Below are 22,677 nucleotides of genomic sequence, written 5' to 3'. Positions count from 1 at the left end.
TTTAGATGAAAGGTGTGATCATTTTGCGAACATTGGTTTTGGCATCAATGACAGTCATGAAGGTATAAGCACCAATAAATTTACGGCTAATAAACATAAATTCTTTAGGTGGAACACTAAAATAACGAGATGCCATAGATTTAGATGCTTGCTGCATCACACGACTATGTAGTTGGCTTTTCTTCCAGTCATAGCGATTATGTTCATCCATGACACCTTTCGGTAAATCATGATTATTGATGGGTGAGCTAAATGCTTCAGTTGCCAATAAAAATACTTTCGCCATATCGGGTTTAATACCTGCAGGCATAGCATCAAAAAATTCATAACCAGTCATGGCATTGACCATGGCATTGCTGTCATGGTTATAACCTGCTTTAATGAGGTTACGCGCAACTTTTAGCAGTTGGGCATCAAACTGACGGATTGCACCGAAGTCCAATAAAATAATCTTGTCTTTGATGTCTTCGCCATTACCTAAGCGGACTAAATAGTTACCAAAATTTGGGTCGGTTTGCATTTCGCCCCATTCAAAAATCTCACGCACAGCGATTTCTAAAGAAGCTTCTCCAAGTGCGTTACGGCGTTCTTGCGGTAAAGACAGCATCACAGGGCTGTTAATCGGCACGCCACGCTCGAAGGTCATACATAGCACACGGTCTGTACAGTATTGATCAATAATTTGTGGCACAGCATAGCGCACATCATTTTTGAGGCGATCAGCAAAACGGCGTGTAGTCGCAGCTTCAACATGATAATCGACTTCACGATGCATCATTTCACGCACTTCATCAAACCATTGATCAAACTCACGAGTTTGCGGCACCATGCGTGTCAGTTTGAGCATATTTTTAAATAAACTCATATCTGAATCAATGGCTTCCGCTACACCAGGATATTGTATTTTTAATACTAACTCTAAACCGTCAGATTTTCGAGTTGCACGATGCACTTGTGCTAAAGATGCTGTTCCAATCGGTTCATGGTCAATGGTTAAATCATCAAGTTTAGACCCCAACTGGCTGACCAGTTGTTCCTTGATAGCAGGCCAAGCGAGTGCAACAGTTTGATTATTTAGTGTATTTAATGCTTGTGTAATTTCTTCTGGTAAAAAATGCTCGCCATATAACGCCATCATTTGACCGATTTTAACGATAGAACCTTTGAGCTTGCCAATTTCAGCGACAAGATAGTCGGCTTGTTCTTTCATGGCTTTTTTACGTTTTTTTTCTTTTTCTTCTTCACTTGAAAAGAGTGAACTTGCGCTTGAAGCAGCCCAACGAGATCCTGCTAATAAAGACGCTTTCGCAATCGATAAGCGTCTGTCCAAAGAGGATGTTTTTAACTGTTTAAGCTTATCATTCTGATCTGACATGAAGATTAAATCCTTTAAGTAGGCGATTGAGCATACAATAGTGTGTAGCATTTTACATGCTATCCACATATTAAAATAGTTTTACCTGACCAATATCGTATCTTTTCGATGCAAAAAATGACTTTGTATCTTGCTCAAAATAAACAGGATAAAAGCATCGCTAGGACATACGATATTGGATTTTCAATGTCTCATGCTGCATTAAACTGTTTTTATTTTCCTGAATATATTGTGAAATCATATTTTTAATGTCACCGTTGGTAAAGCCAAGCGCATAACCTTTGACAATAATAATACTCGGCAGACTAAAGAAAAAATATTTAACATCTTCAAGGGTTGGGGCTTGAAATACACCATGTTCGATCAGCATTTGCTGTAAAAATTGCTTTTCGATTTTTACTGTATCCGTTTCGGAATCATCCCAATAACGGACACGCATTGCCATCAAATTGTTGTGCTTATAGCTCATTGAAATTTGCCCATAATCGATTACGTTTTATAAATGGAGTAAGGAGGAAATAAAATCAAGGCAAATTTCATTTTTATTGTCATATAAATGCAAATAAAACCTGTTAAAACTAAAAGAAATGGAGAGATTTAAGTGCTATGAGTGAAATTAATTTGAAAATGATCAATGAAAAAATTGATGAATTTAAAAAAAACAATAAAACCCCAGAAAAATTAGAAATCGGCTATAAAACCTATGCGCGTTTGATTGGACAAGATAAATTTTTTGACCATGTCACTCAGTCACAAGATAGTTTGACTCGTTATTACAAAGGTATAAAAATTAAGTTGGTGGCAGAAAAGCATTTTTTTACCGTCAAATAACGACTTTAAAATAAAAACAACAGGGTGAATATCTCCAAAGTCTAAGGTCTATATTTTACATTGCAATTTTTTCTCAGTCTTTTATTATTTTAGACCGTATTCATCGTTGAAATAATAATGATTTATTTGCGTACTTTTGGGGAAAAATATGAAATTAGCAGATTGGGGTTGCTGTTTGTTGGGTTTGGTGAGTACAAGTACTTTTGCGATGGGATATTCATCTGATTATATTTCATGTATGAACAGTGCACAGTCATCAACTGAGCAAGCCGCACTATGTATGAAAGCTGAACTTAAACAACAAACTAAACGTTATGAATATTTTGCAGATATTCATGTGAAAGCTCTGGTCAAAGAAAAGCGTAAAGCTCAAGAAAAAATCAATGAAAAGTGGCTGACTTTACGTGATGAGCATTGTCTGATTAAAAATGTAAAATTATCAGTAGGACATGCCAGTAAATATTATTCTTGTGCTTTGAAAAAGACACAGGCACAAGCCGATTTATTGGAAAAACAGGCGTATAAATATCGTTGATTTTAGCTTGAAACTATTTAAAGCATTATAAATGTAAACAAAACAAGGTATCATTAGATCGTTTTTATATACTGACCTTGGAGAGACCTTAAGTGGATCGACCGACTATTAGCGCTGAACATTTACAAGAAGCTGCTGACCACCTCGTAACCATTCGTGATTTTATTCGTTTTGGGGTGACAGCATTACGTCAATACGATGCACATTTAGGTCAGGGTACAGAAGATTATTTTGCAGAAAGTTCAGCATTGGTTTTACAAACCATGTCTTTGGACTGGAATGCAGACAATGAAATTTTAGATGCAAAATTATTACCGAGTGAAAAAGCGGAGTTTTTAAGTTTATTAGAACGCCGTATCAATGAAAAAGTACCGACATCTTATTTATTAAATTTATCTTATTTCTGCGGTAAACCATATTATGTTGATGAGCGTGTTCTGATTCCACGTTCACCGATTGCTGAGTTGATTGAAAATCGTTTTGCACCCTATTGTTTAGATGAAAATGGTCAAGCGCGTGAAGGTGTGAATAATCTTCCTGAAAATTCGAACCCTAAAACACCACAACGTATTTTAGATATGTGCACAGGTTCAGGTTGTATCGCTATTGCCTTAGCGTATGCGTATCCAGAAGCGGAAGTGGATGCAACGGATATTTCTAAAGAAGCGCTCGAAGTTGCTTCGATCAATGCAGAACATCATGATAAACAGTATCAAGTTGCTTTGCTTGAATCTGATTTATTTGAAAAAATTCCTGCTGAAAATCAATACGATTTGATTGTTTCGAATCCTCCGTATGTCGATGCAGAAGACATGGCAGATTTACCTGAAGAATTCCACCATGAGCCTGAACTTGCACTTGCAGCAGGGCAAGATGGTTTAGATTTAGTACGTAAAATGTTGGCGCAAGCTGCAGATTATTTAACGGAAAATGGCTTAATTGTCATTGAAGTGGGTAATTCTGAATGGGCGATGAAACAAAACTTCAATACCATTGATTTTTATTGGTTACAGTTCCAAAGAGGCGGTACAGGTATTTTTGCATTGACTGCTGAACAATGTCGTACTTTCCGTGATTTATTTATTCAGTCTATTCAAGCATAAGGAGTCATGCGCGTGGCAGGCAATAGTATAGGACAACTTTTCCGTGTAACGACTTGTGGTGAATCTCACGGTGTGGGCTTGATGGCAATTGTAGACGGTGTGCCACCGGGCTTAGAACTTTGTGCAGAAGACTTACAAAAAGATTTAGATCGTCGTAAGCCAGGAACATCTAAGTTTGCGACTCAACGTAAAGAACCTGACGAAGTTGAAATCATTTCAGGGGTATTTGAAGGTAAAACGACAGGTACACCGATTGGCTTATTGATCCGCAATACAGACCAAAAATCGAAAGACTACGGTAATATCGCTCAGACTTTCCGTCCGGGACATGCAGATTATACTTATACGCAAAAGTATGGTTTCCGTGATTATCGTGGTGGTGGACGTTCGAGCGCACGTGAAACGGCAATGCGTGTTGCTGCGGGTGCGATCGCTAAGAAGTTTCTTGCTGAAAAGTTTGGGATCGTTGTACGTGGTCATGTCACTCAGATTGGTACAGAAGTTGCTGAAAAACTGGATTGGAACGAAGTACCTAATAATCCATTTTTCTGTGGTGATGTAGATGCTGTGCCACGCTTTGAAGCTTTAGTGACGTCTTTACGTGAACAAGGCACAAGCTGTGGAGCTAAACTTGAAATCTTGGCTGAAAATGTTCCTGTGGGTTGGGGCGAGCCTGTATTTGATCGTTTAGATGCAGATATTGCACATGCCATGATGGGAATCAACGCAGTTAAAGGCGTTGAAATTGGTGATGGTTTTGCGGTTGCAGGGCAGTTTGGTCATGAAACTCGTGATGAATTAACCACAGATGGTTTCCTTGCCAATCATGCAGGTGGGATTTTAGGTGGAATTTCTTCGGGTCAAACGATTCGTGTCGCAATTGCATTAAAACCAACCGCAAGTATTACGACGCCGGGTAAAACCATCAATATGGATCGTGAAGATACGGATGTATTGACCAAAGGTCGTCATGACCCTTGTGTGGGTGTACGTGCAACACCAATTGCTGAAGCAATGTTAGCGATTGTGTTAATGGATCATTTTATGCGTCATCGTGCACAAAATGCCGATGTCGTTGCGCCATTTGCACCGATTGAGCCGAAGTGATATTGTAATTTTTAAACAAATTTAAAGCCAGATTTCGATCTGGTTTTTTATATGGAAAATAATATGATGGATTTACATGCTTTATCCATGGAAATGATTGATGAGCTTTATAAAGAGCTTGAGCAATCGCAATTTATGGATGGAGGGATCCGTCTTGAACTTGTTTATCAATGTTGTGATTTGTCTATTGAGCACGGTATTGCTGTTAAAACGTTGTTAGAGCAAAATTTAGTAACATCTGCCATGGCATTGTTTAGAATTCAGTTTGAATCTGTTGTACGAGCATATTGGTTGCTTATGGTGGCATCAAATCAGGATGTATTAAAATTACAACTTAGTTCAATTGATGATTTATTTAAAAATCATAAAATTCCTATGGTTTCTGCAATGATTGATGCACTGAGCCAAGTTAAGGAAATTACAAATATTGTTGAAAATTTTAAACAGTTTAAATTTTATTCAATGAATCATCTCAACAATATTGTACATTCAGGTGCACATTCAATGATACGTAGAAAAGCGGGATTGACTGTAAAACAACATGAGATTTTAGTTAAACAAACCAATAATTTTACGACCATGGCTGCACAGATTTTATTGAGACATGCAGCAAAAGAAAAATATATTCATTATTTACATGACAAATATCGTGTATGTTTTCATATGCAAGAGGATGTATCTTCAGAAGAAAAAATGCGTATAGATGCCATGTATAAAAAATAAAACCAGACAGAGCGTCTGGTTTTTTTATGGCTTCATTATTAAATTATTGAGCTGCTTCGCCTGTATAACCTTTTAAGAAAGTTAAATAAGCCGAAGATTTTTGACCATCCGCTTTTAAAATTGGACGATCAATTTCACCTTGATCTGTGACCAATTTTAGAGAAATTTCTTTACCATTACGGAAAGAGTTCAAGAAGCTAACAGGGACGATAATTGAATTTGATGAAACCTGTTCGGTATATTGTGTTGGATTAACCGTTGAATATTCATAAGGTTGACCATCAACTAAAAATACAAATTGCTTAATATCATATTTTGTCGGTTGATTGATCTCAGCTGTGATTTTAAAACCATCACGTTTTTCATCAATCCAACGCATTGCGAGTTCAGGACAAACTTCTGCAGCTTCACAAATTAATGGTCCCTTTGTTACAACACGTTCAGGATACGAACCTGCACAACCTGTGAATAATGCAACTGTAGCAACCAAAGCCAATTGAAGTTTCATAAAATTACCCATCGTTATGTGATTGTTATTTCTCTGTAGAGAATATGTTAAATTTAACGTTTTAATTGCTAAAAGTGAACAATTGTTAGCAAGTTTACCGTTTTTAATTGTATTTCAACTAAAATTTATAAAAGTTGTAGCATCTCCTGACTGACTAATTCAGTGAGTTGCTGTAATTTTTCTTCAGCAGACCCTTGTATAAAGTATTGAAAACGATAAATTTGATTTAAATAGTAAATGGCAATATAAAATGTGCCTACAGGTTTATAGGCAGACTCACTACCCCCATGTTTCAATAACCCAGTACAGCTCACCACAAGGTCGGCTTGATCAAAAAGTGTCTTGCCTTTGATCGCCATTTCGACAGTGACTTCGGTAGATTCAGCGGTGTGTTGTTCAATTAATTGAGGATCAATACCTAAAATTTTGATTTTAATCGATGGGTCATAGCTGACTAAGCCCCCAAGTAAAATATCTGCACCACTATTTTTATAAATCGAAAACTGAGCACTCAAATGCCCTGAACTGGCACTTTCAATAAATGCTATTTTTAGATTTTTACGTTCGAGTAAATCACAACATGGTTTTAAATACATAAAGTTTGCCTAATGGTATAAAAGTCAGCGCATCACATTCATATTTGTTCCCATTTCATTATGATCTTAGCGAAAATGTAGACAAGATGTAAGAGAAAAAATGAAATGATTTATAGGCTTAATACAATATTTTTGCTTTTAAAATTTTTGAGTGAACATCGAATCCTATGCTACAGGCAATAGGAAGTAACCAATAATTTTACGATAAGATCGATTTAAAGCGCTTAAATTTGCTTAAACATATCGTTCGAGGAAATAGTAAACGATCTTAAACAGAAATTACTTTATTGTTAGTCAAAAGCTGCTATAACTAAAAATAAAGGGTATGAAAATTAGGGAGCAACTGATGAAGACCACTGTAAAATATGTTGTTTTGAAAAGCAAAGATTATCAGCTAGGTACGCCATTATTTGAAGAAAATTTAGAGGCAGGTAGCCAATATTTTGATCAGATTCCAAATGTAATTCAATATCAAAATCATGATTTTAAAGTTAAATCGAAAGAGTTAACCCGTAAGCAAATTTTTGATGATTTTGAAGAGTCACAAACAATCTTGGTCAAGGTTATTGCGATCAATTAAGCACTGCATCTATTGACTATTTAGATTTAAGATTGACATATAAAGAAAGCCTACATATATGTAGGCTTTCTTTCTAAAGCATAGCGTTTATTCTTTCACGATGAGCACAGGAAGCGTGGTTTGATTTAAAACATCTTGAGCAAAACTACCTAAGAAAAATTTCTTGAAGCCTTTACGCCCATGTGAACCCATGACGATCAAATCAATATTTTTCTTTTCAGCCGTATCAATAATGGTTTCAGCAGTTACATAACCATGAACAACTTCAGTAGTGAGTGCAACACCTTCAGCAGCAGCGAATTGCTGGACTTGATCTAGTGCTTTCAACGCATTTTTATTGGCTTCTTCTAAATACTCTTTCATCATAGAGGCATTATAATAAAAATCCGCACCTGAAAAAGGATCTTCTGCAACTAAGCAAATTGCTGTGAGTTGACTGTTAAATGCTTTTCCAAGAGAAATTGCTTGTTGTGCAGCAGCAAAAGAAATTTGAGAACCATCTACGGGAACTAAAATATGTTGATAAGTCATTTGATTTTCTCCGTGGTCATTATTTCTATATTCAAAATTAAAAATTGCAATATAGAGCATAAGTAACACATAAATTTATGAGCGCCAATCTTAGATTTACATTTTTAAAAAATAATCTACTTTTAATGTGAATCAGGTTTTAATTTTGCAAATAAAAGAGAATTGACTATTATTGCTTTACGATCAATACAGGTACGAAACTCTCACCTAGGACTTCTTGTGCCACGCTACCTAGAACAAACTTTTTTAAACCTTTACGACCATGTGAGCCCATCACAATAAGGTCTGCGCCAATTTCATTTAAGACATTTAAAATGCCTGTGGCTGGTGAAACTTCGCGTACAATTTTAACGTTCACTTGGCTGACGCCGTGATGATTTAAATTGGTTTTAATTTCGTCCAATCGAGCTTGGGCATTTTTTTCAGCAGCTAAAACATATTCAGTAATAGACGGTGCAACTTGGTAGAAATCAACCCCAAACATTGGATCAACAGCCAATACACTCACTACTGTTATTTTAGCGTTGTTTTTTAAGGCAATTTCTTCAGCATGTTGTAATGCCGCATAAGAAATCGGGGATTCATCGACAGGGACAAGAATATGTTCATACGGCATAATGATTGACCTCTTAAAATATTCAAAAATATAATCATCATTAAATTTAATAAAAATTATTTACAGAACAAAGTTTATGTTCTTTATTTAGTTATAGCCTAAAAATGCAATAGATACACTATTATTTTGCGTCAAAACGATAATAAATTTAAAAATAGATTCTCTTGGGTAAATATTTGGTTTATATTGTTTTTATTTAAAACAACACTCTTGAATTTTGAGAAATAACCCGCATTTATGTAGAGAAAATGTGAGCGTTTTTCTCAGATAAAAATATTGATCATTTTGATTGTTAATTTGAATATAACAATATAGGGAAGTGTATTTATGTTTATTTGTTTGAAAAATAAAACTCGTTTTATCATTCTGATTTTGGCTACGGTTACGTCTACATATACGATCGCGCAAAGTACTTCGACCAATACACAAGAGCAAGATTTTAGTTACTCTAATCATGCCGATGAGCATTGTTATGTGCTAGGTAATAATGCACATAAAATCATGAGTCGTAGGCAGGATGGAGAGTCAGCAACAAACTTAGTCAATCAAATTCAAAAGCTGGATGTTAAATACAATAAAAATGAATTATTTGAGCTTGTAGACAAAGCTTATCAAATACCAATGAGCCAGCATATCATGCAGCAAATGGTTGTGGTGAGTAATTTTATGTCAGATATCGAGCAAAAATGTATGCAAGATGAGTATGCAGCGAGATAAGTTTTTAGATAGTTGATTGAATCTTTTAAGCAGTATGAATTTTATACCATTCGATTCAAGTTAGATAATATAATTAAAAGTTTGCACAGACTCGAAATACATCGAAAGGTTTAAATTACTTTGCGTAGTCGATGCCTCACTTTTGAAGGATCAAAAGTGACAAAAATCCTTTATTGGACAAAGGGGATATCCATATCACCCTTGTCCAACGGCGACATCCCTGTCGCCTCACGATAGCATCGCTCTGTTTAAATCAATTGATGCTTAAAAGCAAAAGCGACTAAGCTATATAAAGTTAATTTAACAGATTGGTATTAAATCATGCTTTGTCCGAGTCTAGAAAAAGGCTTAATGCTGTGCATTAAGCCTTTTAAATCTATGCCATTAAAAGTATTGCATATTGCTTGTTAAAATCTACGGTTAAAAAGTCGGTGCAACATAAGTAAGAGTGCGACCTAATGCCCACAGTAAGAATAAAACCAATGGGATATGAAAAATCAGTTGAGTTACAGTAAAGCCAATCACATCTTTGGCTTTGAGTTTTAAAATCCCAAGCATAGGTAACATAAAGAATGGATTGATTAAATTGGGCAATGCTTCGGCTGCATTATAAATCTGTACTGACCAACCTAAATGGTACTTTAAATCATGTGCAGCTTGCATCACATAAGGTGCCTCGATGATCCACTTACCACCACCTGATGGAATGAAAAAGCCCAAAATAGCCGAGTAAACTCCCATGACAATGGCAAAAGTTTCTTGAGATGAAATCGAGACAAAAAATTCAGCAATATAATGTGAGAGTGATAAGTCTTGCGCATTCATGGCATGGGTCATGATAAAAGCAATACTGCCATAAAGTGGAAATTGGATCAGTACACCAGAAATTGCAGGAACTGCTTTAGACACAGCATTTAAAAAGTTACGTGGTGTGCCATGTAGTGCAATGCCTAACATTAAGAAGATAAAGTTATAGGTATTTAGACTGGAAATGGCGAGAATGGGATTGCTTTTAGAAAACTCATTCACCATCCAAATTGCGCCTAAGATCACGATCAGAATACTGAGAATAGGAGAGTTTTCTAACCAATCTCCCGGACGTTTATGGATTGCAGTAGTATCCTGTATTTCAGTATCTTCTTGATCAAGTTTGACATTAAACTGATCTATAGTTTTTACATGTTGCCCTTTAGGTGCAGAAAAATACGCGATTGCAATTGAAGCGATAATCAGCACTGCCGTCATAATGAGTGATTGTGGTAAAAAAATCGTTTCAGTAAAAGGAATGACGCCTGTGAGTTGATAGATGGATTCAGGTAAACTGGCTTTGTTGGCTTGTAGTTGAGCAGCAGATGAACTGATTCCCAATGCCCATGTTGCCCCCATACCGATAATTGCAGCGGCTGCGGCAGCACGGTAGTCCAAATTTAATTCTTTACGTTGCGCAAGCGCAATGACCAATAGCGCTGTGAGCACAGTACTCATTGCCCAGTTAATTAATGAAACCAATAAGCTAATGCTTGCCACAAGCACAATACCACCTGTGCCTGAACTTGGGATGAGTGCGAGCTTGTTAATGATAAATTTGATCGGTTTAGACACAGACACAACATAACCCACCACGATCAACATACACATTTGTAAGGTAAATGGAATCAAACTCCAAAAACCATCACCAAATGAAAGAGCAACTTGTGTTGCAGGTGCGCCGATAGCCATTGAGGCAATAGCCACGATAATCACCCCTAAAAGGGCAAAAATATAGGAGTCAGGAAACCATTTTTCAGACCAATCACTGACTTTAATTGCAAACCTTTGCAAAATATTTTGAGAATTACTCATGTGTATCATCCTTGAATTTTGTTTTACATATGCATGCCTGATGTACAATTAGTGGTATTGATTTAATAGATAAATATTTTTTATGTGAAAAACATTATAATAGGGAAAACATAAGGCATTTAAAGACTTATGTTTTCACAGGTATTGATGTGATTTTAGTTCGCCCTGTCTCATGGGCATCTCAGCAATCCTACAGTAGTTATAAGATGCTCACACCAGTGACTTTTTGTACGTCATCCAATGTGACACCCTCGGCAAGTTCAACCAATTTAATCCCTTGTTCGGTGACATCAAAAACACCTAAATCAGAAATAATACGGTCAACCACGCCTTTTCCTGTTAATGGGAGCTCGCAGTTTTTTACGATTTTAGGTGAACCATCTTTGGCACAGTGCTCCATTAACACTACGACTTTTTGTACACCTGCAACCAAATCCATTGCACCGCCCATCCCTTTGACTTTTTTGCCGGGAATCATCCAATTGGCAAGGTCACCTGTTTCAGAAACTTCCATTGCCCCTAAAATCGCAATATTGACTTTGCCGCCACGAATCATGGCAAAAGATTGTGAACTTGCGAAAAATGAAGCACCTGAGCGTGTGGTGACTGTTTGTTTACCTGCATTAATCAGGTCTGCATCCACTGTTTCTTCTGTTGGAAACTCGCCAATGCCGAGTAAACCATTCTCAGATTGTAGCCAAACATCCATATTTTCAGGGATATAATTGGCAACAAGGGTCGGTAATCCGATGCCTAAATTGACATAAAAACCATTTTCAAGTTCTTGTGCAGCACGTTGTGCCATTTCATTACGTGTCCAAGCCATGACTTTATCCCTCTGATTTTAATGTCAATTGTTCAATGCGCTTTTCAGGCTGAGCATTGACAATAATACGATGCACATAAATTCCTGGCAGATGCACATGATCTGGATCTAGCTCACCGACTTCAACTAATTTTTCTACTTCAACCACGGTGATTTTTCCTGCGGTGGCACAATCAGGATTAAAATTACGTGCTGTTTTACGGAAAATTAAATTCCCTGCTTTATCTGCTTTGTAGGCTTTCACTAAGGCAATATCTGCGGTGAGTGATTCTTCTAAAATGTGATCTTTGCCATTGAAATTACGGACTTCTTTACCTTCAGCAACTAAAGTCCCGACACCTGCTTGGGTATAAAAAGCAGGAATACCTGCACCACCTGCACGTAGTTTTTCTGCCAGAGTGCCTTGTGGTGTCAGTTCAACTTCAAGTTCACCATTTAAAAACTGACGTTCAAACTCTTTGTTCTCACCGACATAAGAGGCAATCATTTTTTTGATCTGTTTGGTTTCTAACAATAAACCTAGACCAAAACCATCCACACCAGCGTTATTGGAAATACATGTCAGGTCTTTGACACCTGTTGCTTTTAATGCTGAGATTAAAGCTTCAGGCATACCGCAGAGACCAAAACCGCCAACGGCTAAAGTTTGCCCATCTTGGACAATATCTTGTAATGCATCCGTTGCATTTGCATAAACTTTATTGAGCATATTTCACCTTGTTATTACGATCTTATTCCATTAATTTTTCTTGCACTTATGTATGGTTTATATCACGAAGCGCATTGAGTTTGCCAATAGGCATTGGCGTAGTTTGAAGGATTTTGTCGGTTTAGAACTTGGCTGATATTTCGACTTGCTTGCATGAGTGCGTCTAAATTAATTCCTGTTTCGAAGCCCATTTTCGACAGTAAATAATATAGGTCTTCGGTTGACACATTGCCTGAAGCACCTTTGGCATAAGGGCACCCCCCCAGCCCAGCAATAGAGGAGTCAAAAACGCGGATGCCTTGCTCAAGAGATTGGTAAATATTGGCAATTGCCATGCCATAGGTATTATGGAAATGTCCTGCAAGTACTTTTGCATCTAACTCAGCAAGGCATGCCTCCCAGACTTTTTTAACACGATCAGGCGTTGCTGTGCCGATGGTTTCACCTAAAGAAACTTCATAACAACCCATGTCATACAATCGTTGGGTGACTTTTGCGACTTGCTTCGGGTCAATTGCACCTTCATAAGGACAATCGACGATACATGAGACATAACCACGAACTTTGACATTGTTGGCTTTAGCTACGGCTAAAACATCAGCAAATTTTTCAAAGCTCTCATCGATTGAGCAATTGATATTTTTACGGGTAAAACTTTCAGAGGCAGCGGTAAAGACAGCAACTTCTTGGCAACCGACTGCTAAAGCAGATTCAAAACCTTTAAGATTAGGCGTGAGTAAGCTAAAACCAATATTAGGATCTTTCGGTAATTCGGCAAAGAGTTGGTCGCTATTTGCCATTTGCGGCACCCATTTTGCTGAGACACAAGAGCCGACTTCAATTGAAGTCAGTCCTGTTTGCATTAAGTCTAAAATTAAGGCTTTACGTTGTTCGAGTGTTAAAGGTGTTTTCTCGTTTTGCAGTCCGTCACGAGGACCGACTTCAACGATTTTCACGAAGTTGTCGTGCGCTAAAGTCATGCCACATTCTCCGTGAGTAATTCAAATTCAACCAATTCATCACCCGCTTTGACTTGATCACCCGCTTGGAAATAGGCTGCTGCAATCACGCCGTCTTGTGGCGCACGAATGGTATATTCGATTTTCATCGCTTCAAGTGTCAGTAAAATATCATCCTTTTTCACTTGATCTTTCGCTGAAACCAAGACTTTGGTAATCACCCCTGGCATCGGTGCTTTTAAATTACTTTCATTACTTGAACTGTCTTCATTGCTGATTTTTGGCTGAATATGTTCAAAAATGTAATTTTGTGCATTTGAAAATACCGTTAAAGCTTGTTCATTACGGTTAAACGCAATTTTTTGCTTTAGACCATTGAGGTCGATGTGCACTGTATTTTCATTGAGTAATTGACCCCAGATTTGTAGTTGTAAATCTTGATATTCAGCAATGAATTGATCAGCAACGGGGCGGAAATGGACGATAATTTCATGCCCAGCCAAATTAAATTTGACAGGGTAGCGGTTGGCTTGGTTCAAACGCCAAATGGATTGATTTTGCCAAACAGGATTATTTGCGGTTTTATTGGCTTTAAATCGGCTTAAAAGCTCGGTAAATGCTGCAGTGATGATTAAATTGGTATCCGCAGTGCGAATATTTTTAAATAAAAATTCATCTTCACGTTGAATCAGATTGGTGTCTAAGTCTGCATTTTTAAATGAATCGCAACGGATGATTCGGTCTAAAAATGCAATGTTATTGCCCAAACCTTCAACATGGAAATGCCCAAGTGCATGATGCATTTGGACTAAGGCTTCATCACGATTTTTACCCCATACGATCAGTTTAGAAATCATTGGATCATAATAAGTCGTGATTTCATCACCTTGTACAATGCCGCTATCAACACGAACATGTTCATTTTGCGTAGGATAATGTAAGTAGCGAATTTTCCCAATCGCAGGTAAGTAACCTTTTTCAGGTTCTTCGGCATAGATTCGTGCTTCGATGGCATGACCGTTGATGCTGAGTTCATGTTGTAATTTGGGTAATGGTTCACCGCTTGCAACACGCAGCTGCCATTCAACCAAGTCTTGCCCTGTGATCATTTCAGTCACAGGATGTTCAACTTGAAGACGGGTATTCATTTCCATGAAGTACGCTGTACCATCTTGTTCAACGATGAATTCAACTGTTCCAGCACCGACATAATTCACGGCACTGGCTGCATCAATCGCAGCTTTACGCATGGCTTCCAATTTTTCTTCAGCAATCTTTGGGGCAGGTGCTTCTTCGAGTACTTTCTGATGACGGCGTTGTACAGAGCAATCACGTTCAAATAAATGCACATAGTTGCCGTGTGAGTCACCAAAGACTTGCACTTCGACGTGACGTGGATTCACCACGTAACGTTCAACTAAAACTTCATCATTACCAAAGCTCGATTTTGCTTCATTTTTACACGAAGACAGGGCATCTAAAAAGTCAGCTTCACGCTCAACCAAACGCATGCCTTTACCGCCACCACCTGCGCTGGCTTTGATTAAAACAGGGTAGCCAATACCATCGGCTTGTTGTTTTAAAAATGCTGCATCTTGGTTGCTGCCATGATAGCCCGGTGTTAAAGGCACACCTGCTTTTTCCATCAAGGCTTTTGAAGTCGCTTTAAGTCCCATTGCCAAAATTGCAGCAACAGGAGGTCCAATAAATACAATATTATTTTTTTCACAAGCAAGGGCAAATTGATCATTTTCAGACAAGAAACCATAACCAGGATGAATCGCTTGCGCACCTGTATCTAAAGCCGCTTGAATGATCCGATCTGCTTGTAAATAACTCTGTGAAGCAGGGGATTCACCAATATAAACCGCTTCATCGGCTTGTTTGACATGCTGTGAGTTAGCATCTGCATCTGAATATACTGCGACCGTTGCAATGCCTAATTTCTTTGCAGTACGAATGACACGGCAAGCAATTTCGCCACGATTGGCAATTAAAATCTTTTCAAACATGGTGTTGTCCTTATTCTGTACTGTTTGTAATCCATTCAGGGCTTTGTTTATTTAAAAACGCCTGTAATCCATTTTTTGCTTCAGCACCCTGACGTACATGTGCGATATGCTGAGCAGTTTGAATGAGTAAATCCTCGGTTAAACTTTCTTGGCTAACCATGTGAATCAGTTGCTTTGAAGCGGCTTGTGCTTGTGGTCCACCCAACAATAATGTGCTCACAATTTCATTTACTTTTTCATCTAAAGTTTCAGGTGTGGTCACTTCATGCACTAAACCAATCGTTTTGCCTTGTTCTGCCGAAATACGTTCAGCTGTAAGGAAATAGCGTGATGCTTGACGTGCGCCAATGGCACGAATCACATAGGGACTGATGGTGGAAGGGGCTAGACCCAAGCGTACTTCCGAGGTTGCAAATTTTGCATCAGTGCTGGCGATACAAATATCACAGGCAGAAGCTAATCCCATCCCTCCACCAAACGCGACACCATGCACACGCGCAATGGTCGGTTGTTTTAACGTCGCTAAACTTTGCAGCATTTTTGCCAGTTTTAAAGCATCAGCTTCATTGTCTGCTTGTGAGGCTTCACCTGCTTGTTTCATCCAATTCAGGTCAGCACCCGCAGAAAAGCTTTTGCCACGACCTGCTAAAACCACCACGCGAATGTCATCACGTGTATTGAGATGCTGAAAACATTGGTTTAATTCTTCAATGACTTGGGTATTAAAGGCATTATGCAATTCGGCACGATTGATCCAAACCGTTGCGACTTGCTGCTGTTGTTCGAGTTGTAAATACTGAAAATCCATTTTGCACTCCTTACATACGGAACACGCCGAACTTGGTTGGTAAAATCGGTGCATTGAGTGCAGCCGCTAAACTTAAACCTAAAACATGACGAGATTGAGCAGGGTCAACCACACCGTCATCCCATAAGCGTGCAGACGCATAATATGGATGACCTTGATGCTCGTATTGATCACGAATCGGTTGTTTAAATTGATCTTCTTGTTCAGCACTCCAGCTTTCACCTTTAGATTCAATTTGGTCACGTTTTAAAGTGGAGAGCACACTTGCAGCTTGTTCGCCACCCATCACCGAAATACGCGAGTTTGGCCAAGTCCAGAGGAAACGAGGCGAGTAGGCACGACCACACATGCCATAATTCCCTGCACCAAATGAACCCCCGATTACCATGGTGATTTTCGGTACATTTGCAGTTGCTACAGCCATAACTAGTTTTGCACCATGTTTGGCAATGCCTTCATTTTCATACTGGCGACCCACCATGAAGCCTGTAATATTTTGCAGGAATAACAAAGGAATATTGCGCTGTGTACACAGTTCAATAAAGTGAGCGCCTTTTTGTGCAGACTCTGAAAATAGAATCCCGTTGTTGGCAATGATGCCGACTTTCATGCCATAAATTGAAGCAAAACCTGTGACGAGTGTTGTGCCAAAACGTGCTTTAAACTCGTCTAAACGTGAACCATCCACAATACGAGCAATGACTTCACGAATATCAAAAGGTTTACGGGTATCCGTTGGAATGATGCCGTAGAGTTCTTCTGCTGCATAAAGCGGTTCTTCGATTTCAATATTATTTTGATTTGGCGTTTTATTTAAATTTTTAACGATATTGCGTGCAATTAAGATCGCGTGTTCATCATTTTCAGCCAAATGATCGGCAACACCTGAAAGACGTGTATGTACATCACCGCCACCGAGGTCTTCTGAAGTCACGACTTCTCCCGTCGCTGCTTTGACTAGTGGTGGACCACCCAAGAAAATCGTCCCTTGGTTACGCACAATAATGGTTTCATCTGACATGGCAGGCACATAAGCACCACCTGCGGTACAACTGCCCATCACAATGGCAATTTGAGCGATGCCCATACTCGACATACGCGCTTGATTGTAGAAGATACGTCCAAAGTGGTCGCGGTCAGGGAAAACTTCATCTTGCATCGGCAGGAATGCACCACCTGAGTCCACCATATAAATACACGGTAAATGGTTTTGTTCAGCGATTTCTTGCGCACGTAAATGCTTTTTCACTGTGAGTGGATAATAGGTTCCACCTTTCACCGTTGCATCATTTGCCACGATCATACAGCTTACGCCTTGGACTTGCCCGATACCTGCCACGACACCTGCAGCAGGGACATCATCAGCGTAGACATTAAAACCAGCAATTTGACCGATTTCTAAAAAAGCTGTACCTGCATCAATCAGTTGATCAATACGATCACGTGCCAAGAGTTTGCCTCGTGCAATATGTTTTTCGCGGGCTTTTTCACCACCACCCAAAGCAATGGTTGCGACTTTTTGCTTAAGATCATCGACCAGTTGCTGCATCGCCGCTTGATTGGCTTTAAAATCTTCGCTTCGAATATTAATTTTGCTTTGTATTTGATTCATCAGGAACGTCCTTGTCTTTTTTATATTCGACTATTGGTTCAGCAGAGCTGTTGTTGAAATGATCTTGAAATTGATTTCAATGCCAAGATCATTTGAAAATTAAGTTCAATTATTTGGTTTCATTGAATAATTCACGACCAATCAACATACGGCGAATTTCTGATGTACCCGCGCCGATTTCATAGAGTTTTGCATCACGCCATAGACGACCTGTGTCATATTCATTGATATAACCATTGCCACCTAAAGTTTGAATTGCTTCACCTGCCATCCATGTCGCTTTTTCAGCAGAATATAAAATTGCACTTGCCGCATCTTTACGTAAACCACGATCATGATCCGCTTTGTCACATGCAGCACCGACGGCATAGACCAACGCTTTAGACGCTAACCATGTTGAATACATATCGGCAATTTTGCCTTGCATGAGTTGGAACTCACCTAAAGCTTGTCCAAATTGTTTACGGTCATGAATGTAAGGAATGACGACATCTAAACAGGCATCCATAATGCCAAGAGGCCCACCACTGAGAACAGCGCGTTCGTAGTCCAAGCCACTCATCAGGACTTTTGTGCCATTACCAACACCACCTAGAACATTCTCTTTTGGTACTTTGACATTATCAAAGAATAGCGGGTAGGTGTTTGAGCCACGCATACCGAGTTTGTCGAGGTGTGAACCATGACTAAAGCCTTCCATATTTTTTTCAACAAGGAATGCGGTCATGCCTTTTGCACCTGCGGCAAGATCGGTTTTAGCATACACCACTAAAACATCAGCATCGCCACCATTGGTGATCCACATTTTCGAGCCATTTAAGATAAAATGATCCCCAGCATCTTCGGCTTTGAGTTTCATACTGACCACGTCAGAACCTGCATTCGGTTCAGACATTGCAAGTGCGCCTACATATTCACCTGAAATCAATTTTGGCAAATAGCGTTGTTTTTGATCTGCATTGCCATTACGGTTAATTTGATTCACACATAGGTTAGAATGTGCACCATAAGACAAGCCGATAGCCGCTGAAGCGCGAGAAATTTCTTGCATAACCAAAATATGTGCAAGATAACCTAAGTTCGTACCCCCATATTCTTCGCTTACGGTTAAACCCAGAAGTCCCATATCACCAAATTTTTTCCAAAGGTGATGGGGGAATAAGTTATCTTGATCGACTTGTTTAGCAAGCGGTGCAACTTCCTTTGCACAGAAAGCAGCCACTGAATCACGGAGTGCAATTAATGTTTCATCCAATCCAAAATCAATACTGTGTAGGTTCATCATCCTGTCATCCTAACGGTTTTAGTTGTTGTGCCAAAAAACACTTTTTCTTGTTGCTAAATTTACAATACATGTTTTTTTTGAAAAAGTGAATATAAATTCAAAAATTGATTTACAATTCATTTTAATTGGTTGAGAATACAAAATATGAGCTATAAACGATCATCTTTAATGCAAGAGCGAATGGAACAAAATCGCAAAACGATTTTGCAGTCTGCACGTGAATTAATTGCTGAAGGTGGATTTAAAGATGCACAGATACAAGCGATTGCTGACCGAGCAGGCGTATCAAGCGGCTTGGTCTATCGTTATTTCGCCAATAAAAGCCAAGTGCTGATAGAGGTGTTAGATGATGCAATCCATGTCGAAGTTGATATTTTGAATCATATTGCGGCAGGTGAGCTCACTGCGACGCAAAAGTTACATAAAGCAGTTACGACTTTTGTTAAGCGTGCAATGAATAGTCCACAACTGGCATATTCACTGATGTTTGAACCTGTCGACCCAGAGTTAGAGCATGGTCGTTTTCGTAGTAAACAATTGATCAAACAAAGCATGAAGGAAATTTTGGCTCAAGGAAAAACCACAGGTGAATTCGGTTTTGAAGATTTAAATACAGCTGCACTTTGTGTAGTGGGTGCAATGACATTTGTGGTGATTGAACCTTTAAATCCTTCAAGAAATGTGATGTTTGATGAGTCCTATAAAGATTATTTTGTGAAACAGATTGCCGATTTTTGTGTAAATGCGATGCAAAGCAAGGAGGATTAATATTTATTTAACGTTTTAAATACACATAAAATCTGTTTCGACAAGTGATCAAGGAAAACAATTAGATTAGAGATTAGAAAAGCAAAATCACAAAGAATCAAGGAGTATGATTCAATGTCGCAAGTACGGTTAAGTTACGCATATGGAACAAGTCAACAACCTTTAGTAGGGATGACGATTGGTGAAAAATTTGATGAAGCATGTCAGATGTATGCTGATCAGGATGCGGTGATCAGTCTTCATCAAAATATCAGGCTCAGTTATCAAGAGCTGCAAGATCAAGTCAATGCCTTTGCCTGTAGTTTATTGCGTTTAGGGCTTCAAAAAGGTGATCGCCTTGCGATTTGGTCTCCCAACTGTGTGGAATGGACGATTGCCCAGTTTGCTGCTTTTAAAGCAGGCATTATTTTGGTCAATCTTAATCCTGCTTATAAAAAAAATGAGTTGGAATACGTACTGAATAAAGTTTCATGTAAAGGGTTGATCATTGCTTCAGTTTTTAAAAGCTCTGATTATCAGCAAGTACTGACTCAAATTGCCCCTGAAATTCAGACTGCACAGGATAAAGTTTTAAATGCTGAGAAAGTTCCTCATTTAAAATATGTGATCAAAATAGATGAGCAACAGCATGAAGGTATTCATCGTTTCTCAGACTTGCTAAGCCAACCTAGCCAACAAGAACTAAAGCAATTACAGGCAATTGCACAAGACCTACAATTTGATGAAACCATTAATATTCAGTTTACTTCGGGTACAACAGGGAATCCCAAAGGGACCATGTTAACCCACAATAATATTTTAAATAATGGTTATTTTGTGGGAGAAGGCATTCATTTAACACCACAAGATCGTGTGTGTATTTCTGTGCCACTGTTTCATTGTTTTGGTATGGTGATGGGTAATCTTGCCTGTATCACGCATGGTTCAACCATGGTGTATCCATCCGCCGTGTTTAATTCGTTGGCAAGCTTAAAAGCCATTGAACAAGAAAAATGTACAGCAGCTTATGGTGTACCGACCATGTTTATTGCCATGCTCGAAGAAGAAACATTTGATCAGTTTGATTTAAGTAGTTTACGTACAGGCATTATGGCCGGTAGTCCATGTCCACGTGAGATCATGCAACGTGTGATTGATCGTATGCATATGAGTGAAATTACCATTTGTTATGGTATGACTGAAACTGCACCTGTCAGTATGCAGACTTCAACCACAGACCCGATTGAATGCCGTGTGGGCACAGTAGGGCGGGTGAAACCTCATCTTGAAGTGAAGATCATCGATGAGCAAGGAAAAATTGTACCTCGTGGCAAACTCGGTGAATTGTGTGTACGTGGTTATTCAGTGATGTTGGGGTATTGGGAAGATGAAGAAAAAACCAAAGAAGTGATTGATGTTGCGAAGTGGATGCATACGGGTGATATTGCTGAAATGGATGAAGAAGGTTTTGTTAAAATTAAAGGGCGCATTAAAGATGTGGTGATTCGTGGCGGAGAAAACTTGTTCCCGAAAGAAATCGAAGACTTCTTATATACCCATCCTGATGTATCTGATGTGCAAGTGATTGGTTTACCTGATCCACGTTATGGTGAGGAGTTATGTGCGTGTATTATTTTACATGATCATCATCAGGTGACAGAAGAATGCATTCGTCAGTATTGTAAGGAGCATATTTCACATAATAAAGTGCCGAAATATGTGCGATTCTTTACTGAGTTTCCGATGACTGCTTCAGGAAAAGCGCAAAAATTTAAACTTCAAGAATTTATGCGTAATGAATTAAATTTAAAAGAAATCGCTTAAACTTTAAGTGATCCAAAGTCGCACTAAGTTCTATTGCAAGTGATATTGTTTGGGCTTGGTGCGTTTCATTTATTTGCAATACAATAGTTATAAAAACATGGCAAAAAAACATGGCAAAAAACTTTAATCACCCTCAAGTTGTAGAAAGTTATGATGAGCATATTCGAAAACTCATCCCAGGTTATGAACTGATCCATTTACAAGTTCATGCTTTACTCAAAGCACGCTTACCTGAACGTGCTGAAGTTCTAGTGGTAGGCTGTGGTACAGGGCATGAGCTGTGTTATTTGGCAGCTCAATTTCCACATTGGAGATTTACCGCCATCGATCCTGCTCAAAATATGCTTGAAAAAGCCAAAGCACGGCTTGAGTCTGAAAACTTAGCAACACATGTACAGTTTTTGCATAGCGATACCTCTGGGCTGAGTCATACAGCACAAAAATTTGATGCTGCATTGTCCATTTTAGTTTCACATTTTATTCCTGAAACTGAAAAAAAGTTTTATTTTCAAGATATTTATCATGCTTTAAAAGATCAGGCTCTATGTTTGAGCTATGACTTGATGCAAATTGAAAATATACAACAATTGAAAACTTTGCAGCATTTAGCCGAATTGACAGGACTTTCGGAAAAACAAAGCCAAGCCATGATTGAGCGTTTACAAGATGATTTTTGCTTAATTTCGAATCAAGCATTGCATCAGTTATTAAGACATATCGGCTTTAAGTCTGTGGAAAATTTTGCGCAAGTTTTAAATTATTTTGGTACTTTTGCAGTGAAATAAAAAAACCGAAGCAGTAACTTCGGTTTCTAATGGATTCGTTTAAACT

24 protein-coding genes are annotated in these 22,677 nt (G+C 38.6%); 10 read left to right on the top strand and 14 right to left on the bottom strand.

Translation table 11 applies throughout. The annotated features are described in order from the left end of the window. Position 1: 1 nt before the first annotated feature. Both HUV91_RS05595 and HUV91_RS05590 read right to left on the bottom strand, forming a co-directional pair. Positions 2-1,375, bottom strand: coding sequence for an ABC1 kinase family protein (locus tag HUV91_RS05595; protein ID WP_174492808.1), 1,374 nt, complete (start codon positions 1,373-1,375; stop codon positions 2-4). A 160-nt stretch (positions 1,376-1,535) separates the two neighbouring features. Next, positions 1,536-1,844: a hypothetical protein gene (locus HUV91_RS05590; protein WP_174492807.1), complete on the bottom strand. Its 309-nt coding sequence runs from the start codon at positions 1,842-1,844 to the stop codon at positions 1,536-1,538. A 137-nt stretch (positions 1,845-1,981) separates the two neighbouring features. Here HUV91_RS05590 and HUV91_RS05585 point away from each other — a divergent pair, with 137 nt between their 5' ends. The 5 genes from HUV91_RS05585 to HUV91_RS05565 all read left to right on the top strand — a co-directional run bounded on the left by HUV91_RS05585 (position 1,982) and on the right by HUV91_RS05565 (position 5,674). Continuing rightward, a complete protein-coding gene (locus HUV91_RS05585) occupies positions 1,982-2,206 on the top strand; it encodes a hypothetical protein (RefSeq protein ID WP_130073725.1) in 225 nt (74 codons plus the stop codon). Between the two features lie 148 nt (positions 2,207-2,354). Then, the gene (locus HUV91_RS05580) at positions 2,355-2,741 is read left to right on the top strand and encodes a hypothetical protein (RefSeq protein ID WP_174492806.1); all 387 of its coding nucleotides are present in this window, start codon (positions 2,355-2,357) and stop codon (positions 2,739-2,741) included. Between the two features lie 92 nt (positions 2,742-2,833). After that, the gene (gene prmB, locus HUV91_RS05575; protein ID WP_130073723.1) at positions 2,834-3,844 is read left to right on the top strand and encodes a 50S ribosomal protein L3 N(5)-glutamine methyltransferase; all 1,011 of its coding nucleotides are present in this window, start codon (positions 2,834-2,836) and stop codon (positions 3,842-3,844) included. A 12-nt stretch (positions 3,845-3,856) separates the two neighbouring features. Next, positions 3,857-4,951: a chorismate synthase gene (aroC, locus tag HUV91_RS05570; RefSeq protein ID WP_174492805.1), complete on the top strand. Its 1,095-nt coding sequence runs from the start codon at positions 3,857-3,859 to the stop codon at positions 4,949-4,951. A gap of 63 nt (positions 4,952-5,014) precedes the next feature. After that, positions 5,015-5,674 carry a DUF6988 family protein gene (locus HUV91_RS05565; RefSeq protein WP_174492804.1) on the top strand — a complete coding sequence of 220 codons (660 nt, stop codon included), beginning with the start codon at positions 5,015-5,017 and terminating at the stop codon, positions 5,672-5,674. 43 nt (positions 5,675-5,717) lie between these two features. On the opposite strand, the gene HUV91_RS05560 is transcribed toward HUV91_RS05565, so the two are convergent. Together HUV91_RS05560 and HUV91_RS05555 are read right to left on the bottom strand one after the other, a co-directional pair. Further along, complete coding sequence (locus HUV91_RS05560; protein ID WP_174492803.1) at positions 5,718-6,182, bottom strand: hypothetical protein; 465 nt, start codon at positions 6,180-6,182, stop codon at positions 5,718-5,720. A gap of 125 nt (positions 6,183-6,307) precedes the next feature. Continuing rightward, positions 6,308-6,778: a CinA family protein gene (locus HUV91_RS05555; RefSeq protein ID WP_174492802.1), complete on the bottom strand. Its 471-nt coding sequence runs from the start codon at positions 6,776-6,778 to the stop codon at positions 6,308-6,310. A 346-nt stretch (positions 6,779-7,124) separates the two neighbouring features. Between HUV91_RS05555 and HUV91_RS05550 the strand changes: the two genes are divergently transcribed. Continuing rightward, a complete protein-coding gene (locus tag HUV91_RS05550; RefSeq protein WP_130073719.1) occupies positions 7,125-7,358 on the top strand; it encodes a hypothetical protein in 234 nt (77 codons plus the stop codon). An 87-nt stretch (positions 7,359-7,445) separates the two neighbouring features. On the opposite strand, the gene HUV91_RS05545 is transcribed toward HUV91_RS05550, so the two are convergent. Together HUV91_RS05545 and HUV91_RS05540 are read right to left on the bottom strand one after the other, a co-directional pair. Further along, on the bottom strand, positions 7,446-7,889 hold the full coding sequence (locus tag HUV91_RS05545) for a universal stress protein (protein ID WP_174492801.1): 444 nt from the start codon (positions 7,887-7,889) through the stop codon (positions 7,446-7,448). 169 nt (positions 7,890-8,058) lie between these two features. After that, positions 8,059-8,505: a universal stress protein gene (locus HUV91_RS05540; protein WP_130073717.1), complete on the bottom strand. Its 447-nt coding sequence runs from the start codon at positions 8,503-8,505 to the stop codon at positions 8,059-8,061. Positions 8,506-8,832: 327 nt separating this feature from the next. Here HUV91_RS05540 and HUV91_RS16595 point away from each other — a divergent pair, with 327 nt between their 5' ends. Beyond that, a complete protein-coding gene (locus tag HUV91_RS16595; RefSeq protein WP_228721844.1) occupies positions 8,833-9,222 on the top strand; it encodes a hypothetical protein in 390 nt (129 codons plus the stop codon). A gap of 420 nt (positions 9,223-9,642) precedes the next feature. Here HUV91_RS16595 and HUV91_RS05530 read toward each other — a convergent pair whose 3' ends face one another. The 8 genes from HUV91_RS05530 to HUV91_RS05495 all read right to left on the bottom strand — a co-directional run bounded on the left by HUV91_RS05530 (position 9,643) and on the right by HUV91_RS05495 (position 19,272). Further along, positions 9,643-11,064 (bottom strand): short-chain fatty acid transporter, encoded by a 1,422-nt coding sequence (locus tag HUV91_RS05530; protein WP_130073716.1) that lies wholly within the window; start codon positions 11,062-11,064, stop codon positions 9,643-9,645. 199 nt (positions 11,065-11,263) lie between these two features. Then, positions 11,264-11,890: a CoA transferase subunit B gene (locus tag HUV91_RS05525; RefSeq protein ID WP_174492800.1), complete on the bottom strand. Its 627-nt coding sequence runs from the start codon at positions 11,888-11,890 to the stop codon at positions 11,264-11,266. 4 nt (positions 11,891-11,894) lie between these two features. Then, positions 11,895-12,599: a CoA transferase subunit A gene (locus HUV91_RS05520; protein ID WP_174492799.1), complete on the bottom strand. Its 705-nt coding sequence runs from the start codon at positions 12,597-12,599 to the stop codon at positions 11,895-11,897. A gap of 62 nt (positions 12,600-12,661) precedes the next feature. Continuing rightward, complete coding sequence (locus tag HUV91_RS05515) at positions 12,662-13,579, bottom strand: hydroxymethylglutaryl-CoA lyase (protein WP_174492798.1); 918 nt, start codon at positions 13,577-13,579, stop codon at positions 12,662-12,664. Then, complete coding sequence (locus HUV91_RS05510; protein ID WP_174492797.1) at positions 13,576-15,570, bottom strand: acetyl/propionyl/methylcrotonyl-CoA carboxylase subunit alpha; 1,995 nt, start codon at positions 15,568-15,570, stop codon at positions 13,576-13,578. The genes HUV91_RS05515 and HUV91_RS05510 overlap by 4 nt, the downstream gene beginning before the upstream one ends. Positions 15,571-15,580: 10 nt before the next feature. Beyond that, on the bottom strand, positions 15,581-16,378 hold the full coding sequence (locus HUV91_RS05505; protein ID WP_130073711.1) for an enoyl-CoA hydratase/isomerase family protein: 798 nt from the start codon (positions 16,376-16,378) through the stop codon (positions 15,581-15,583). Positions 16,379-16,388: 10 nt separating this feature from the next. After that, the gene (locus HUV91_RS05500; protein WP_174492796.1) at positions 16,389-17,990 is read right to left on the bottom strand and encodes a carboxyl transferase domain-containing protein; all 1,602 of its coding nucleotides are present in this window, start codon (positions 17,988-17,990) and stop codon (positions 16,389-16,391) included. Positions 17,991-18,099: 109 nt separating this feature from the next. Continuing rightward, positions 18,100-19,272, bottom strand: coding sequence for an isovaleryl-CoA dehydrogenase (locus HUV91_RS05495; protein WP_130073709.1), 1,173 nt, complete (start codon positions 19,270-19,272; stop codon positions 18,100-18,102). A 147-nt stretch (positions 19,273-19,419) separates the two neighbouring features. Between HUV91_RS05495 and HUV91_RS05490 the strand changes: the two genes are divergently transcribed. The 3 genes from HUV91_RS05490 (at position 19,420) to HUV91_RS05480 (ending at position 22,631) form a co-directional block, all read left to right on the top strand. Continuing rightward, the gene (locus HUV91_RS05490) at positions 19,420-20,043 is read left to right on the top strand and encodes a TetR/AcrR family transcriptional regulator (RefSeq protein ID WP_130073708.1); all 624 of its coding nucleotides are present in this window, start codon (positions 19,420-19,422) and stop codon (positions 20,041-20,043) included. 114 nt (positions 20,044-20,157) lie between these two features. Next, positions 20,158-21,846, top strand: coding sequence for an AMP-binding protein (locus HUV91_RS05485; RefSeq protein ID WP_130073707.1), 1,689 nt, complete (start codon positions 20,158-20,160; stop codon positions 21,844-21,846). 110 nt (positions 21,847-21,956) lie between these two features. Beyond that, on the top strand, positions 21,957-22,631 hold the full coding sequence (locus HUV91_RS05480) for a class I SAM-dependent methyltransferase (RefSeq protein ID WP_174492795.1): 675 nt from the start codon (positions 21,957-21,959) through the stop codon (positions 22,629-22,631). Positions 22,632-22,677: the final 46 nt, after the last annotated feature.

Source organism: Acinetobacter sp. Marseille-Q1623 (assembly GCF_902809895.1).
GTDB lineage: Bacteria > Pseudomonadota > Gammaproteobacteria > Pseudomonadales > Moraxellaceae > Acinetobacter > Acinetobacter piscicola_A.
This window is presented reverse-complemented; position numbering and strand designations above follow the sequence as displayed.